General features: G+C 65.0%; 7 protein-coding genes and 9 pseudogenes. 6 read left to right on the forward strand and 10 right to left on the reverse strand.

Going from position 1 to position 15657, the window contains the following annotated elements; translation table 11 throughout:
- Window positions 1-136: 136 nt before the first annotated feature.
- Window positions 137-935, reverse strand: a pseudogene (locus ABT070_RS45165) (helix-turn-helix domain-containing protein); the annotation flags it as partial.
- Here ABT070_RS45165 and ABT070_RS45170 point away from each other — a divergent pair.
- A pseudogene (locus ABT070_RS45170) lies at window positions 934-1050 on the forward strand (ISAzo13-like element transposase-related protein); the annotation flags it as partial. The pseudogenes ABT070_RS45165 and ABT070_RS45170 sit on opposite strands and share 2 nt — an antisense overlap.
- On the opposite strand, the pseudogene ABT070_RS45175 reads toward ABT070_RS45170, so the two are convergent.
- The 6 genes and pseudogenes from ABT070_RS45175 to ABT070_RS45200 form a co-directional block, all read right to left on the reverse strand.
- Window positions 1045-1153: pseudogene (locus ABT070_RS45175) on the reverse strand (IS5/IS1182 family transposase); the annotation flags it as partial. The pseudogenes ABT070_RS45170 and ABT070_RS45175 overlap by 6 nt on opposite strands.
- A gap of 27 nt (window positions 1154-1180) precedes the next feature.
- Entirely contained in the window at window positions 1181-2719 is a 1539-nt protein-coding gene (locus tag ABT070_RS45180; RefSeq protein ID WP_351769093.1) for an ISKra4 family transposase, read from the reverse strand.
- Window positions 2720-2792: 73 nt separating this feature from the next.
- Entirely contained in the window at window positions 2793-3320 is a 528-nt protein-coding gene (locus ABT070_RS45185) for a hypothetical protein (RefSeq protein WP_351769095.1), read from the reverse strand.
- A gap of 100 nt (window positions 3321-3420) precedes the next feature.
- A pseudogene (locus tag ABT070_RS45190) lies at window positions 3421-3552 on the reverse strand (transposase); the annotation flags it as partial.
- A gap of 219 nt (window positions 3553-3771) precedes the next feature.
- Complete coding sequence (locus ABT070_RS45195; RefSeq protein WP_351769097.1) at window positions 3772-5244, reverse strand: ketol-acid reductoisomerase; 1473 nt, start codon at window positions 5242-5244, stop codon at window positions 3772-3774.
- A 133-nt stretch (window positions 5245-5377) separates the two neighbouring features.
- Complete coding sequence (locus ABT070_RS45200; RefSeq protein ID WP_351769099.1) at window positions 5378-6604, reverse strand: MFS transporter; 1227 nt, start codon at window positions 6602-6604, stop codon at window positions 5378-5380.
- Window positions 6605-7278: 674 nt separating this feature from the next.
- Between ABT070_RS45200 and ABT070_RS45205 the strand changes: the two are divergent.
- From ABT070_RS45205 to ABT070_RS45220, 4 genes and pseudogenes are all read left to right on the forward strand, one after another.
- Window positions 7279-8082, forward strand: a pseudogene (locus ABT070_RS45205) (transposase family protein).
- 23 nt (window positions 8083-8105) lie between these two features.
- Window positions 8106-8407 (forward strand): annotated as a pseudogene (locus tag ABT070_RS45210) (helix-turn-helix domain-containing protein); the annotation flags it as partial.
- A 413-nt stretch (window positions 8408-8820) separates the two neighbouring features.
- On the forward strand, window positions 8821-9903 hold the full coding sequence (locus tag ABT070_RS45215; protein WP_351769103.1) for an ISAs1 family transposase: 1083 nt from the start codon (window positions 8821-8823) through the stop codon (window positions 9901-9903).
- A 1043-nt stretch (window positions 9904-10946) separates the two neighbouring features.
- A pseudogene (locus ABT070_RS45220) lies at window positions 10947-11132 on the forward strand (transposase family protein); the annotation flags it as partial.
- Between the two features lie 104 nt (window positions 11133-11236).
- On the opposite strand, the pseudogene ABT070_RS45225 reads toward ABT070_RS45220, so the two are convergent.
- A pseudogene (locus ABT070_RS45225) lies at window positions 11237-12050 on the reverse strand (DDE-type integrase/transposase/recombinase); the annotation flags it as partial.
- Window positions 12051-12091: 41 nt separating this feature from the next.
- Between ABT070_RS45225 and ABT070_RS45230 the strand changes: the two are divergent.
- A pseudogene (locus tag ABT070_RS45230) lies at window positions 12092-12302 on the forward strand (IS5 family transposase); the annotation flags it as partial.
- A 237-nt stretch (window positions 12303-12539) separates the two neighbouring features.
- Here the strand turns inward: ABT070_RS45230 and ABT070_RS45235 are convergent.
- Together ABT070_RS45235 and ABT070_RS45240 are read right to left on the reverse strand one after the other, a co-directional pair.
- A complete protein-coding gene (locus ABT070_RS45235) occupies window positions 12540-12971 on the reverse strand; it encodes a cytidine/deoxycytidylate deaminase family protein (RefSeq protein ID WP_351769105.1) in 432 nt (143 codons plus the stop codon).
- 1697 nt (window positions 12972-14668) lie between these two features.
- Window positions 14669-15367 carry a TetR/AcrR family transcriptional regulator gene (locus tag ABT070_RS45240; protein WP_351769107.1) on the reverse strand — a complete coding sequence of 233 codons (699 nt, stop codon included), beginning with the start codon at window positions 15365-15367 and terminating at the stop codon, window positions 14669-14671.
- Between the last annotated feature and the right edge of the window lie 290 nt (window positions 15368-15657).

A 15657-nucleotide genomic window follows, 5' to 3' on the forward strand; every position in this document is an offset into this window, starting at 1 on the left:
GAGAGAGCCCCGTGAACAGCCGATGCGCCAGCACCGCCCGATTGACCATGATCGCCACAGCGAGATCTGCCATCCACCTGGCACGACACCTCACCCGCTACCACGCACCAACCAACTCGTAAGGGCTCGCAGAGAATCAACATGCTGATTTGATCTCCGCGGGGCTGCTGTTCGCGAGGAATGCGGTGAGGTCAGCAGGCGTGCGGAACCTGGCGGTCGAGGGTGGAATGGTGTAGCCGCGCTCGGCCAGGAGGGGCTGGGCTGGGGCACGGCCCTGGTGAGGGTGCTGCCATTTACTCCGAAGAGCTGGGCGAGTAGGTCTCGGGTGCCGAGCTTGCGGAGGTAGAACGGGTGGCCAGGACTCTGTCGGCCGTGGTCAGCCTGTCCTTCGCCCTTGCCCCGCGAGCGCGGATGCGCTCACCTCCTCGTTGCTGGAGCCGTCCCTGCTCACGTAACTCCTCGAGTTTCGTGGTCAGTTGGTCGACGAGTTCGTCCAGTTCCGGTTCGGGTATGCCGGTCAGCTCCGGGTTGCGCAGACACCCAGTGCCGGGCGGCAGGGATGGGCCGGCTGATCGCGGGTTCTTGGCTTCACCGGCTGCGCTGGTGGTGTCGCGAGGTTGAGGGTGGAGGGTGTAGTTCCAGTCGCCGTGGAAGCGGTGCCGGTCCATCGGCAGGGCGTCGATGTCGCTGTCGGTGACCTTGATACCGGTGTCGTAGGTGCCCGGGTCGAGTTCGGCATGGGCTTTCAGCCCGGGGCGGGTGGTGGTCGCCGCGATGCTGTTCACGATGACGTCGTGGCTGGCCAGCGGGCGACCGCCCCAGTTCATGGAGATGTGGGAGAACAGCCGGTGCTCGATCTTGTTCCATTTCGAGGTGCCCGGCGGCATGTGGCAGACCGTGATGTCCAAGCCCGTCGGGGCGGCCAGGGCGGCGAGTGTCGGTACCGATCATGACACCGCCGCGTTCGCTGTCGCTTCCATCCGCCGTTGGTGGCAGGCCCGCGGCCGGCACGACTACCCGGCCGCCACCCATCTACTGATCACCGCGGAGCTTCTCCATCAGCAGCACGTGCAGCTGGTCCCAGACGCCGGCCTCGTTCCATGCCGCCCAGGCGCCGCCAGCAGGTCATCCCCGAGCCGAAGCCCAGTTGGGTGCGGATCCTCTGAAGTGACGGTCGGGATCAAGCAGTGAGGCTGTACTTCTGCTGGTCGGGGCCGGGGTAGAGGCGTTGATGTTCACGGGCTGTGTGGAAGGCCCAGTAGTTTTCGAAGTCGCCGTTCGTGATCAGTGCGCGGAGTCGGAGGACGGCTTCGGCGCCGTCCAGTCCCCAGCGGGCGCCGGTGATGTCGAGGCGGTCGGCGATCAGGTGACGGCAGGCGCCTTCGACGGCTCCGGTGGCGATGGGCCAGCCGGCTGCGAGGGCGGTGTCGTAGTGGAGCTGGTCGAGGTGGCCGGTGAGGTAGCGGTGGCAGGTGGTGACGGCCTCGCGGCGGGTGGTGGGAAGCTGTTCGGCTGCGGCCTGGGCGGTCATCTCGGTGGCGGCGCGGTTGGCGTGTCCGGCGAGGATGGCGGTGAGTTTGTCCGCGGCCCAGGTCTCGGCCTCGCGGCTGCCGGCCGGGTGGAAGGCGTGGGCGGCCGTCCAGCAGTACTCGGCGACGTGGACGAAGTCGAGCAGGACGTTGAGGCGGATGTCGCGGCGGGAGGCTTCGTCCTGGATCAGGTCGAGTTGGTGGCGGGCGCCGTCGACGAGCACGATCCAGTCCCGCAGATGTTGCGGGTCGCGGGCCTCGGCCTGGTCGAAGGCGTCGGCGACGACGCGTTCTAGGGGACGGATCACTGAGGCGGTGCACCATTTGTGCTGTGCTGTCGGGCCCGGCCTTGCGGGCCGGGCCTGGCTGCGGCCGCCGGGCGGGTGCACGATGTCGTGCGGCCGACGCGGGGCGGGCGCGGTATCGAAGACGCAGGCCACCGTCGCCATGCGCTTGCGGTTGGGTTTCTCGCCCGGAGCCAGGCGTCCGCGCCGTCCGGCCGCCGTGCTCTTGGCCGCGGCCCGGCGGGTGGCTTCGCGCAGTGCTTCGGGGCGCATCACCACACCCTTGCCGTCGACCTGGAGGACCAGTGACATCTCGCGGGTGCACGGGGTGGGGATCTTCGCCGTGTAGTAGGCGGCGATGTCGACGGCGGCGGCGACCACCAGCTCTTTGAGGCGGCGCTTGCCCAACACTCTTCCGCATCGTCGCTCGATCGCGGCCTGGGCCTGATCGAACGAGCCGCGGACCGCCTCCAAGACCGCGAGCCGGGCCAGACCGCGGGAGTGCCGGCCGGCAGGCAGCGACAACGCTTCGTCGGCCGGGTGCACGTTGGACACGCCCCGGCCGCGATAGGCGATCCTGTTCACCCGCACCGGCCCGAACACGCAGGTCAGCCAGCGGGGGTGGTTGCTCTCCCGCCGGGTCCGCGCCTGGCCTTCCGGCCCGCGCACCGCCGGCTGCCCTGCGCTGATGCGGGCCGCCGCTTCTTCCGTCCTCGCCCGCCAGTCGAGGTGATCCTGCATCAACTGCCGCAGCAGCTCGCGCCCTTGCTGTTCGAGCAGTTCCTCCAGCTCGTCATGGGCCATGCCCCGCGCCGGGTCGCCGGCCAGCGTCGAGACGAGGCGTTCGAAGGCACCACGGGAGGCGGCATAGGCATCAGGCTCGAATAAGGCGTCATAGGGTTCCATCTGGGGCTCTTCTTCAGCTCTTCTGCGATTCGTTTGGTTGGCACCTTCGAATCTACGGAGAAGAGCCCCTTGGTCACCGGGAGTTGACCCGGTCGGCGTCCCCGTCATGGCGAGCGAGGGTAAACCGTCCCGGCGCGTCCTCGTCCAGCCAGCCCCGCTCCACCAGACGCTTCAGCTTCCCCCGCGTCCCCTCGATCTTCGCCGTCGTGGCCTCCAGCCCGATCCTCGGCACGATCTGCTTGGCCTGCAACGGACCCGGAGCATCAGCGACGATCTCCACGATGTCCCGGTACACGTCCGGCAACACCTGAACGACCAGGCCCTCCCGCCACGGCGGCACCGCCATCACCCCGATGCCGTGAGGCGCCGGCGCTTCCTTGGGTTCCGGCGCATCGTGCACCTCTACCTCCGGCGCTGCCTCCGCGGCCGACAACTCCGCCAGCACCTGCGCGACGGTCTCCCGCGTAATCTCCAACCGCGACAGATCCGCCCGGGCCCTCTCCAGCCGGACAGCCAACTCCGCAGCCTCGGCCTGGAGTTCCTCCACCCGCTGTCGAGCCGCGGCCTCCCGCGCCTGGAGCTCTTCCGGCAACGACACCATGGCGCCCCACCTCCACCTCGCCACGGTAGAAGTACGACGGCACCGCCCACACGTCAATCAGCGTCTTCCCAGCTCAGCTGTCCCCCGAAAGGATCCGCACCCAGCCCAGTTCCTGGGGCAAGTACTCCCACTGGATGCCGGTATGCAGGACGAACAGGATCCCGCACAGGGCCTGGCGATCCGGCACTCGCGGTCTGCCCTCGACCAGCTTCGGCGCCGGAACGGGCAGCAACGGCGTATTGCCGCAGAGCGAGTGCGCTCAGGTGCACCGCCATGACAGCAGAACCGTGGAGGCAGCAAAAGCGGCTGTGCTGTGACGAGACGGGCACGAACCATATCCCGCCCCTTCGGTCCTCCCATTCGCCCCCACTCCTCTGATCCGTGCCGTACAAGCCGACCACGATCCTCAGCACAGCGCTGCCGGCCGCAAGAACCCCGGGAACCCTCTGGCCTACTCGACAAAGATGTCGACGGACGGACGCATCCGCGAACAGACCTCCAGCACCTGGTGGAGGACGTGCCCCTCGAACGCCTCGAAGGGGGAGCGGTCCACGGTCTTGTCATCGACCGCCGGGTACGCCCGTTGAGTGAGTAGGTAGTCGAAGCGGGGAGCCCACTTCCGGGCTCCGAGTCGCGCCGTGGTCGAGCAGTTGTCCACCATGTAGGCCACCCCACGGGCGTGCATGTACGGGTTGAGGGAGTCGACCGCCTCGATGACGGACTCGTTGGCGATCTCGGAGTAGGGGTGGCCGCGCTCCAGGAGCAGGTCCGCCTGGGCCATCATGACGCCGCAGAACACGCCAGAAGTGAAGGGGTCGAGCGGAACCTCAGCGTCCGTCTCGCGTGCCGCCCGGACGCTACGGCCGACACGCCACATGTCCGCCTGGTCGACGCGGCCCATCGGGAAACGGTCGAGACGCTTGCCGGCCAGGATCACGCTACGAATCTCGTTGCCGGAACTCACCTCGTCGTAGATCTCCGCCGTCAGTTCGAGCCCGACGGGATACGCGGCGGAATACGCCTCCGCAAAAATTTCCCTGTCCTTATCCGCGAGACGCTCGTAGACGCCTATGAGGCCGTCCTTCGAGACGATCCGCGAGAGGGGGCCGGTGACGGATTCCACCGAGTGACGAAAGGCGTCGTGCTCACTCATCTCCTCGTCGCGGTAGCGCCGGTAGAGGCTTTCCACGATTCCGTGCACACCGCCGAGCAGCATGGCGCGTTCACCGGTCAGGTCCGACAGGTACTCGGAGCGCAGCGTGGTCTGGAAGGTGAACGGCGCCCCGAGCGCTATCGACCACCCGAGAGCCCGCTCGACGGCGCGGCCGGTGACGTCCTGCTCGACGGCGAAACTCGCGTTGATGCCGGCGCCGTTCACGGTGGAACCCTGGACGTAGAGGGCGCGCACGGAGGGCCCCATGCCCTTGGGGCACACGGCGATCACATCGACGTTCCCCGGGAACCGCTCACCGGTGTCCGTGAGATGCCCCAGCAGGAATCCGTGTGACAGGCCCAGCGTCGTGCCCGGACGCAGAGCGGTGAAGATCTCCGCGTAGTTCTCGGCCAGCGCGGCGTCGGATATGAGGAGCAGGACCATGTCCGAGGCCGCGACGACCTCGAACATCTCTCCGAGGGAGCCTTCGTCCTCGGTGAAGCCCGCGGCACGGGCGGAGTCCCGCGACCGTGATCCTTCCCGGAGACCGACCACCACCTTGACGGCGTCGCCCAGGGAGTCGCGCAGATTCTGGGCCTGGGCAGGCCCCTGCGACCCCCAGCCGATCACTCCGATCTGCCGTACCCCTTCGAACGCGGCCGGAAGCCGGTCGAACAGATGCCGGCCGCCGCGTACGAGCGCTTCGCGTCGGTCTCCGAGAGTAACGTACTCCTTGTCGAAGACGGTGGTGTCGAAGTCCAGTGCTTCCAAGGGTGCCTCCAAGGTTCTCAACCTGTTCTTTCTCACGACGACGGCTTCCGTCGTCCACGGACGGGTGCTGACTGGTGCGAGGTCGGGAGCGGGACAGCGGAGGCCCTGAGGCGCCCTATTCCACGTGAGCTGCTCACGTCCGGCTCACGTCCTGCTTGGCAGGGGCGGACGCGGTCGGCCGTGTGCTCCTGAGCCACAGCAGAGCGGGCCACAGCCCGGCCGGCGCGGACAGGGCTCCCATGAGGGACACGGCGACGGCTGGGCCCTGCCACTCCGCGAGAAGTCCGGCAGCCGCGGTACCGATTCCCTGGGCGGTGAGATTCATGGCCGACGCCGTTCCCATGCCCTGAGCGCGGACATCGTCCGGCAGCAGCTCGATCAGGGTGGAGACGGAGACGACGACTTGGACGCACCACAGTGCGTTGCCGACGGCGAAGGCCACCATGGCCAGGTAGATGCTGTTGCTCCGGACCGCGACGACGACAAGCGGAAGACCCGCCGTGAAACACAGCACAGGCAGGTGGACGGCATGACGACGGACCGGCACGAACCGATGGAACGCCCACAGTCCGAGCACCGCGCCCACGCCCGTGCAGGCCAGCAGGCCGCCGGTCCAGGCGGGTCCGCGGCCGAGTCCGCTGACGTACGGCGTCGCTAGGGCTTCGGGGGCGATGTAGAAGAAGCCGAGAGCCGTACTCAGAAAGATGGCCCGTCGACGCGGCTCACCCCAGAGCAGGCTCAGGCTGCCGGCCGCGGACCTGGATTTCATCGGTTTCCTGGACCGCGGTCTGACGAAGGCGCGGTAGAGCGCGTAGGCCGCCACGAATGTCAGGGCGTCGAAAGCGAGACACACCTCGGGGGTGAGGAGCCAGGACAGTGCTCCTCCGAAGGCGAATCCGAAGATCTGCGCCGCCTGCGTGGTGACCTGGCGGACAGACATGCCGACCGGGTACTGCTCGGCGCTGAGGATGTCGCGCAGCAGGGCGAGCTGCGCGGCCTTGTACGGCCCTCCGAGAAAGGACATGACAGACACGAGAAGGCAGAGAACAGCGAGTGGGACACCTGGAATCGCCATGGCCCCCACGACTGCGGCCCTTGAGATGTCCACGGCCATGATGACGTTTCGGCGTGGGTGGCGATCCGCGACGGGGGAGAGCGTGAGCGCGCCGACGACGCTCGGAACGTAGGTGAGAGCGTAGGTGAGCCCGGTCAGTGCCGCCGAGTCGGTGCGGTCGAAGACCAGGACCGCCAGCGCGATCCGGGCGAGCTGATCCCCGAAGTACGAGATCAGCTCGGCCGACCATGCGGCCCGGAACTCGGACGAGGAGAAGAGGGAACGGGGGGTGTGTTCGCTGTGCATGACGGCTACGGACAGCCTTTCGCCGTGCGTTCGCGCGAAGTCCGGCGAGAGGCTCTCGTACTGCGCGGATCCTGGACGGAGCTCCGGCGTGCTGGAAAGGGTCAGGCTTCCCGGTGCATGTTCACGCCCGCGAGCATGCACCGGGTGCTGATACAACGCGACCTACCAGTCGGCCTTGGCCATGGCGATTTTCCTTTCTGGATCCGGAACAGCGGCGTTCGTGGCCCGCAGCCATGCGGCTGAAGGCACGGACAGCCATGCTGGCGGCGGCGTGACCCGGGCTCTTGGGGGATATCGGGCCACGCCGCCGCCTGGCCCCGTCCATGGGTGACGAGGCCGGCGAGATGCCGCGTGAGCTGCCTCCTTCGACGGGGGGTCATATGTCAGCCGCTCACGCCGTCTCTCTTCCTAGCTACGTGGGGCCGCCCCGGATGGTTCTCACCTTTTCGAGATTCGGGGAGGAAATCTTGTTCAGGGCCGGGCAGACAGCCGTGCCCCGGAGCCCGCCTGGCGGCCTCGAACCCGCAGTTGCGCAGCTGTCGGTCTAAGACTGCCGATCATCGTTGACACCTGGGTCTCTGATCACTGAACCTCTTTCATCTTTCATCCTGGGGTCTGAGGAGTGAAACAGGCTGGTCAGGTGGGGTGACGTGGGGAAGCCCGTCGTCGTTGGTGTGGTGATCTCACTCAACACGCCGACGGCCGGGGGGCTTCGTTGGTTCCGTACCCTTCCAGGCTCGACGTCCCGCACGAGTTGGTCGAGCATGTCTCATGGCTCATCTACACCCGAAGGCGTGAACTTCGCTCGCCGTTGCGGAAGTTGAGCTGCTTCAAGCAAGCCCTGCTGACACTGGCCCACCTGCGGAAGAACGAGACGTTCGCACAGGTCGGGGCCGGGTTCGGGGTGTCGGAGGCGACGGCAGGGCGCCACGTCGACGAGACGCTTGAGGTTCTGGCCGCCTGGGCGCCGGGCCTGCACGAGGCCCTGGTGGGCCTGGGCGAGGGGGACTTCGTCATCGTCGACGGGACGCTCATTGCGACCGACCGCATCAAGGCGGACGAGCCCTACTACTCGCAGAAACACAAGCAGCACGGCATGAACGTACAGGTCATCGCGGCCCCGGACGGAACCCCGCTGTGGTTCTCCCGGGCAACACCGGGACGTACCCATGACCTCACCGCGGCCCGCGCCCACGGCACCGCCCAAGCCTGCCTGACTGCCAGATCCTCGTCCTCGCCGACCGGGCTACCAGGGAGACGTCGCCACCCTCCGCACCCCCTACTACCACCACCACGAACAGCCCAAGCACTACCAGCAGTTCAACCGCGACCACGCCCGGTTGCGGGCTACCGGCGAACGCGCCTTCGCACAGCTGAAGTCCTGGCGACGGTTACAGCGGGCCCGATGTTCAACCCGGCGTATCAGCACCGTCGTCCAAGCCATACACACACTCTTGACCTGCGACTATGCAGGATGAAAGAGGTTCGCTAGGAGAGCCACATGTCGAAGACACCCCCACTCGATCGCGAGGCCAAGCGGCGCCTGGCCGTCATACGCCATGTCGAAGAGGTCACCGGCAACATCGCCGTGAGGTGCTGGTATTTCGGGCTCAGCCGGCAGGCGTGCTACACGTGGTACCGCCGCTACCAGGCCGAGGGCGTCGAAGGGTTGCGCACCCGCCCCAAGGCCCCGAAGACGTCCCCGAACGCGACACACGTCGAGGTGGTCGGGAAGATCATCTATCTGCGGCAGAACTACACTTCGGCCCCGAGACGATGGCCATGTACCTCAAGCGATACCACGGGACTCCGAACCTCATTCTGAAACCATCAGTTAGGGCTCGCAGAGAATTACCTTGTGCGTTCTGCGGCTTGACACCGCAGGTCGGTGCGTCACGCGCCCGCATGTTGTTCTTCTGCGGGCCCTTAGGCGGCCCACCTCGAACGGTCCAAGGAGTTTACGGACGAACTGCCGAGCAAGTCAGCCCCCCAATCCCGCTGACGAATCGAGGTTTAGCCGTCACATCCAGCAGCATGCCCGGTCAACGACGCCACCGGGTGTCCGTCACGAGATCTCCGACTGTAGTATGTGGCGCCTACCCGGTAGCCAGGCGTGATGCGTGCTCAGATCTTGGGTGGGGGCAGGGGAACGTCGAAGGGCGCGGCCCATCATGATCATGTGATTCCACTCGCAAGATCGTGAAGGCCGCGCCCGTATGCTATCCTGCCCGACCCTGCCCACCTCTCGTCAACTCGGCGTCGAGGTTCAGGAGTTGTGTACGCCCGCGAAACTCCCCTCGCGGCTGGAGGCGGTCGGCGCCGTGCCCGACCCGCATTCTGCGCACCTGGTCACGTACCCCCTCCCGATGCTGCTCGGCCTGGTTGCCTGCGCCCTGCTGTGCGGGGTGCGCTCGGTGCGCGGCGTGATCCGCTGGGCGAACGGCCAGGGCGCCGGCATCCTGGCCGCACTCGAAGTCCCCGACGGCGATCTGGCGCAGTTGCCGGTGGCCACCACGCTCACCCACACCCTTGCCCGGATCGACGCCGACGCGCTCGATGCGGCCGTCGGCACCTTCGTGCAGACCCACGCCGCCGACCCGCTGGCCGGAATCGCGGGGGATCCGCCCATCCTGCAGCTGGCCGCGGACGGCAAGACGGCTCGCGGCACCCGCGACGCCGACGGCCTGCAGCTTCACCTGCTCGGTGTCTACCAGGTCGATCCCGGCGTGATGCTCGCCCAGCGCGAGATGCGCCACAAGTCCCACGAGACCGTGCACTTCACCGCCGCCCTTGACCTGATCGCCGACATCACCGGCGCGATCGTGACCGCCGACGCCCTGCACACGGTGGCCGGTCACGCCCGCTACCTGAACCGACGCGGCGCCTTCGGACTCTTCCCGGTCAAGGAGAACCGCGCCGCCCTGTTCGCCCGGCTCGACGCGCTCAACTGGGACGAAACCACGAACCCGCAGATCTGCATGGTCCGTACCGAGGAGACCAACAGCGGCCGCCATGAGACCCGCATCGTCCGAGTCAAGGCGCTGGAAGACGGCCAGGTCAACTTTCCGCACGCCACCCAGGCTCTGCTGGTGGAGCGGTACACCACCGGCCGGGGCGACGGAAAGGTCCACGCGGACGCCGAACTCGGCATCACCACCGCACCTGTCCAGGCCGCCGACGCGGCCACCCTCGCCCGCTGTGTCAGAGGCCAATGGGCCATCGAATCCCAGCATTTCGCACACGACCACTACCGCAACCGCTCGGCCGACGCCCTACGCGAGCTCGGTCTCACGGGTTGAGCACGCATCACGCCTGGGATCCGAGGTCAGGAACCGCTCCAGCGGATCACATTTTGAAACTCGGCAGCCAGGTTGAACTTTTGGGCACGCCGGGCGTAGTCACTAGGTGATCTAGGCGGCACGGCATGACTGGAGCTGGCATGTTTGTGCGGGCGCGAAATGAAATGTAGGACTTTAAGGGGGTCACGCAGGATCGCGCCAGCTGTGGGACTTTTCGCTTCACTCGATTTTTACTCAAAAATTCAGGCGAGGTAAATATGCAGAATGATGATCAAGAGAATGAAAACAAGCCCACAGAAGGCAGTCGGTCGCATAAGGCTGCGGCTGCCCACTTCGCCGCGGCAGCAGGTAGTGGAATTAGCTTCGCACTTTCCGACCATCCCGTAACGCGGAGTGTGAGTGCAGTCGCTGCTATAGCATCCGCTGCAGTAGCGACGCATACGCTGATGAATCCAAGTTCCGTAGATGAAGCTGGAAGGGAGGCGCGGAAGAGGGACACGGTTTACCCTCTCGTATCTGCCGCCGCCACGAGCGCGACTGTGGCCTTAAATGCCAAGTCTGCCCCGGTTGCAATCGCGGGTTTAGGTGGCGCCGTCTTTTTTGGAGCAAAGGCACATTCAGCAAATAAGGCAGAAAATATCCTTCCGGCCCCTGTGACCGCCAAAAAGAAGCGTTAGTTTCAGTTTACCCTCGCCCCCACCGTGGCAGCCCGCCGTTTTTCGGCGATCTATCACGATTGTTCGGACTGACGGAGCAGGGCTCAGGGGCATTACGCGATTGGGATTGGTCCGGTTCGCCTGTCTCGCGGGTGACGTGGCGTCATGTCCGTTGTGCGGCAGGGGCCCCGGAGAGCAGAGCAGGCACGGTGCTGGTGATCATGTGGTTGTCGAGACCCATGAGAACCGAGCGAGACCGTGCCTGCCCGAACATCACCGCCCATCCCTTCCGTGCTGGAGGAACTGGGCTCCACGACTGATCCCCTTACCTCAAGCGATGTTGCTGACCTGCGGCGTTTCCTGATCCTGGTCGCCGATCCCCGCGATGTGCGGGGACTCCGGTATCCGGCCCTCGCGTTGCTGTGCGCGGCCGTCTCGGCGGTGCTGACCGGGGCCCGCTCGCTCATCGCGATCAGCGAGTGGATCACGGATGCCCCGCAGCATGTGCTGGGTGTCCTTGGCTTCGCGGCCGATCCACTCACCGGTCTGCGGCCGGTGCCGCACGCCGCAACGGTGCGCCGCCTGCTGCAGCGTGTGGACGGTGATGCGCTGGACGCGGCGATCAGCGCGTATTTGCAGGCCAGAAAGCCGCCTCCGGCTCGACCGGGCGGCGGCCGCGCTGTATTGGGCACACCCCTGTCGGTGTGGAAAACGACGCAGGACCCGGCCACCGCGGGCAGCCACATCCATCTCGATCGCGTCGGTGACCAGCGAGGTGCGCATGTGGTCGGCGATCGACCAGCCCACCACCCTCCTCGAGCAGATGTCGATCACCATGGCGAGGTAGAGCCACGTCGCGCCGACGGCTATATATGTGATGTCGCCGCACCACCTGGTGTTCAGGCTGTCGGCGGTGAAGTCACGCATCACCAGGTCCGGCACGGGCGGCGCGGTCCTGTCCGCGATCGTCGTCTATCTTCTTCCGCAGGTGCCGGCCGACGATGTGGGCGCGGATCTCGCTGGCGGTCTGCTTCTCCTCGGTCTGGCGTTCGGCGCGGGCCTGCGCGGTGGCCAGATGACGGTAGAAGCCTGCGCGAAACAACCCGAGCACCCGGCACATCCGCCTGACGCCGAAGTCGGCGCGGTTGCCGGAGATGAAGTCCCAGCGGAGAGGGCTCACTTCACCTCCCGTGCGAAATAGGCGGCTGCCCGGCGCAGGAACTCGCGTTCGAGGTACCATTCCTCTTCGGCTTTCAGCAGTCGGGTGCTCCCCGCCCGCAGCCGGGCCAGCTCCTCCACCTCGCTGCCGCCCGCCTCGCGGCTTCCGGGCACGGCTTGAGCTTCGTCCTTATGGACCCACGTCCGCAGCGACTCCGCGGTGATGCCGAGCTCTGCGGCCACCGCCGCGTACGTCCGCTTCCCGGCTGCGGCACGGTAGAGCGCGACCGCGTCCTTCCTGAACTCCTCCGGATACGGAGACTTGCGTCCCACCTGGCCCTGGACCAAGATCTATTGTCAGGGTGTTCACTCCAATGGAAATCACTCAACGCAGGCCTGGAACCGCGAGATTCAACCCGATCCCGAAACGCTGGGCAGTCGAAAAGAGCCTACGGCTGGCTCATGCTCCACCGCCGACCGGCCCGCGAATACGAGACTATCCCCGTCCACTCCGAAGCCATGATCCACATCGCAATGACCGACCTCATGGTCCGCCGTGCTACCGGCAAGACAACCACCTTCTGAAGCAACCCGGAGTCACACAATTGAATTCGTATCACGGGATTACCGAAGAAGATAAAACGGGCTTTGAATAGGGGGTCCTCGTGGGTCGACATCTATGCCGGAGGTAACCGATAGTGCAATGACTGCGCGTACGATAAAAAATCGCCACAGATGGGGTTGGGTGGTGTGTGGAAATGCGAAACGACCCCTCCTGACGGCACATTATAAAGCGCTTGATGTCTAGACATCTGAAAGGCCCTATGAGGCCGCAAAATGGAGCGGATAGATTCTCGATCCCGGAACGCGTACGCTTCCGCTGGATAAGGCGAGCGGAATTTCGCTGATATCTATACTTTCGACTCTGCAATCATTGGTTGTGAAGTGAGCGCGGTGGATTCCAGCGAATGCCAAGGCTTTTTGGCAGCGAAGGCAAGGTCGAGCCAACAGCGGAGTGCCGGCCCGATTTACGCGAGCTACGAAGATTTCAGCACGTCTGGGCGTGCTTTTTACTCGACGCAGTACCACCTCCTCAGCATGGAAGGTGGCGTGTCGGAAGTCGACCATCGAACTGTTCCGGTGAGTGTTTGGCCCGGCAGCAAGAACCCGATTACCCGAAATGAGCACCGCCCCTACGCGATAACGGCATTTAGAGCTTAGTGCCTGTCGGATTGCCAGACCTATGGCGGCCACTAAATTCTCCCTACAGTGCTGATGTAATCCGATTCAAACAGACATCTTGCGGTATTCGACTAGGGGCATTTAGGGAAATAGTCATTCGACATTTATATTAAGCTCACATGTGCCTGCTCAATCCTGACACCCGACCACTGCAAAGATGACCCCCACTTCTAGCCCGTCCCGGAGTGAGTGTCCGTGCCCTGCATCAAAGTCGGCTGCCGTTGCAGCCGAACTGACCACGTCCTGACTGAAAAGGTCTCTGCCCATTCCGTGAAACTCTGCCGAGCAGGTAGAGAAATTCAGAAATCACTGTACGCCGTTCACTGTAGCATCAGCAGTAAGTGGATCTCGTGCAGATAAACGCCACATTTCACGCACCGCATCATCCAGGCTGAAATAGCGGATGCCGGTGGCTTGTAAATGCCAAACCCCGTGACTGCTAATTACCGTTCCTATATATTTCCCATCCTCGCACGCCACCCACACTCTTCGATCGGTACCGGATGGCCTCGCAAACTCTATCAATCGCCCATCAATGGTTCCGAGAAATATGTCACAATAATTCCCCAGGTGCTCTACTTCATCAACGGTAGTGGGTAGGCTTTTTCGCAAATCAACAGACATGGGCACCCGTCACGAGCTGAATCAGATATTTTTTGAGCGGTGGCCTGCCGCCAGAAAGCCCTTGAGCTGACTGTGGCCGTAAAGTGCTCTGCGCGGTATTTATGCTTTCTCAAGTGTTACGCATCTCAAGGCCTAATGGGACATCAGATTCGGTCCATAGGTGGGTGAGCTGGCGTTCCGGATTTGTCTCGTGAGATGCATTCGAGACTGTCGTTGTCGAGCATCAGCACGTCAAGGCCTGGAGACTCTCCGGACCAGGTAATTGTCCAAATCGCGTTGCAATCATATTCGAGGCAGGGTGACGTTCGGGAGGGTGGGGGATTGAGGCCTGGTACCTTGTGCAGGCTGCGACCGCTGTTCCGCTGATCTGGGTTATGGGGCAATTGATCGGCCGCGTCTGGGTGCGTAGAGTTCTTCTCGGATTCGGCGCAGTTGAAGATAGCGAGCGCCGCGGAATCAGCGCGCACGACCGCGTCGCACTCTGCGTTATTTGACATCTTGAACTCCTGCCCGGTCATCCCTTCTGCACCGTAGAACGAGCCCCGGGCGGGGTACGGTTCAAACGTGTTCCCACGGGCGCACAGCAGCCGTGCAGGTCTTCCAGGGCTGCTCCTGCGCGCGGGTGCAACTGAACCAGAACCTGGGACGGTACGTTCCGGCAGGGGCGGAGCCATGGCCCGCGCCACCCGCGCAGCTTGCCCTTGGCGAGAGCAGTAAGATCAGCGACTTTTGAACCTGTCTCGTCTTCAACCCGTAGTGACGGGTGAAGCACACCAACAGGCGAACCGACGAAGGGAATCTGGTCGGGATGAGCCTCGCAGGGCCATTTTGGGGGCCACGGAGAAACGGTATGGCTCTGAACCGCAGCTCTCGCCAGCCGCAGCCCTTTCGGCCGTCGCTTTCGCCATCTGCCGACCGGTCAGCAGCAGGGGGTGAAGTCCTGAGGGGCGTCGGCTCTCAGGATATTCGTCGACGGATGTGCGTGGGGGACCGGCGTTCAACGCGGGCTCGCGGCGCCCTGGCGTTCCGCGAGCCCGGCCCGGGCACTGTCGCGGACCGTACCGGATCGCCTATAGCGGCGGACGTCACGCCGTGGCCTCGGAACCTGCCCCGGAGCCCGTCCGGCTGAGCCCCATGAGGAGTACATACAGGGTCTGGCGCAGGGCGTCCGCGAAGTCGGAGTCCATGAAGGCGAAGCTGGGATCGGCGTCGTAGACGGCGCGTACGACCGGAGCGGGGTGCGTGTGGGTCCACAGCCCGCAGATCAGGACGATGATCAGGTTGGCGCCCTGTTCGGAACGCGGGCGGTCGAGCTCGGGCAGGAGATGCCGGAGCAGTTCGGCCAGGCCGAGCAGGCTGTCGCGGGCGCCTTCCTTGTACCGGGTCGCGACCTCGACGGAGATGTTGTGCTCCAGTACGCCAGCCTGCGCGCTGAGCAGTTCGCACAGCATCGGCCTGGAGGCGAAGGCCGCGGCCAGTCCGGATGCCGCGGCGTCGATCCTGGCTTCCAGGGGTTCGCGCGCGTCCACCAGTGAGCGAAGGGGCTCGCCGGCCTCGGTGAGGAAGTCGGCGGCGCTTTGGGCGAGCAGTTCGAGCAGCACCGCCTCGCGGGTCTCGAAGTACCGCAGCACGTTGGATTTGGCGAGTCCAACGCGGCGGCTGAGCTCGTTGAGGCTCATCGTGGCGACCGGCATCTCCGCGAGCATCGCCGCCGCGGTTTGGAGGATGTGCCTCCTCCGCTCCGAGCGCTGTTCTTCGCTTCTTGCCCGCTGGAAGGTCGTCATACCCCGAAGTCTACGGACTGACAGTCTTTTGATTACAGACCGCCCTCCTCTTGCGTTTAGACCAGCAGTCTCTTATGTTTGTGGCAACGCGAAGCACCGGCTGAACGCCGGGACTCGTGTGCGTCGGCCGACCACAGCTTCCGGTCTACCGACACGGCGGTTCCGGCCGCTCCCAGCATCCGCCGACGGCCTCCATCGAGCCCGGCACGAGCAGAGGATTAGGTCATGTCGAACAAGGTTGCGCTGGTCACGGGGGCTTCCTCGGGTATCGGTGAGTCCACCGCGCTGCG

Source organism: Streptomyces sp. NPDC002884 (assembly GCF_040295245.1).
Classification (GTDB): domain Bacteria; phylum Actinomycetota; class Actinomycetes; order Streptomycetales; family Streptomycetaceae; genus Streptomyces.

Coding starts and splice junctions, on each gene's coding strand:
- ABT070_RS45185 (WP_351769095.1), bottom strand. CDS start 3,320: ATGGTGTCGTTGCCGGAAGAGCTCCAGGCGCGGGAGGCCGCGGCTCGA.
- ABT070_RS45240 (WP_351769107.1), bottom strand. CDS start 15,367: ATGACGACCTTCCAGCGGGCAAGAAGCGAAGAACAGCGCTCGGAGCGG.
- ABT070_RS45180 (WP_351769093.1), bottom strand. CDS start 2,719: ATGGAACCCTATGACGCCTTATTCGAGCCTGATGCCTATGCCGCCTCC.
- ABT070_RS45215 (WP_351769103.1), top strand. CDS start 8,821: ATGCTATCCTGCCCGACCCTGCCCACCTCTCGTCAACTCGGCGTCGAG.
- ABT070_RS45200 (WP_351769099.1), bottom strand. CDS start 6,604: ATGCACAGCGAACACACCCCCCGTTCCCTCTTCTCCTCGTCCGAGTTC.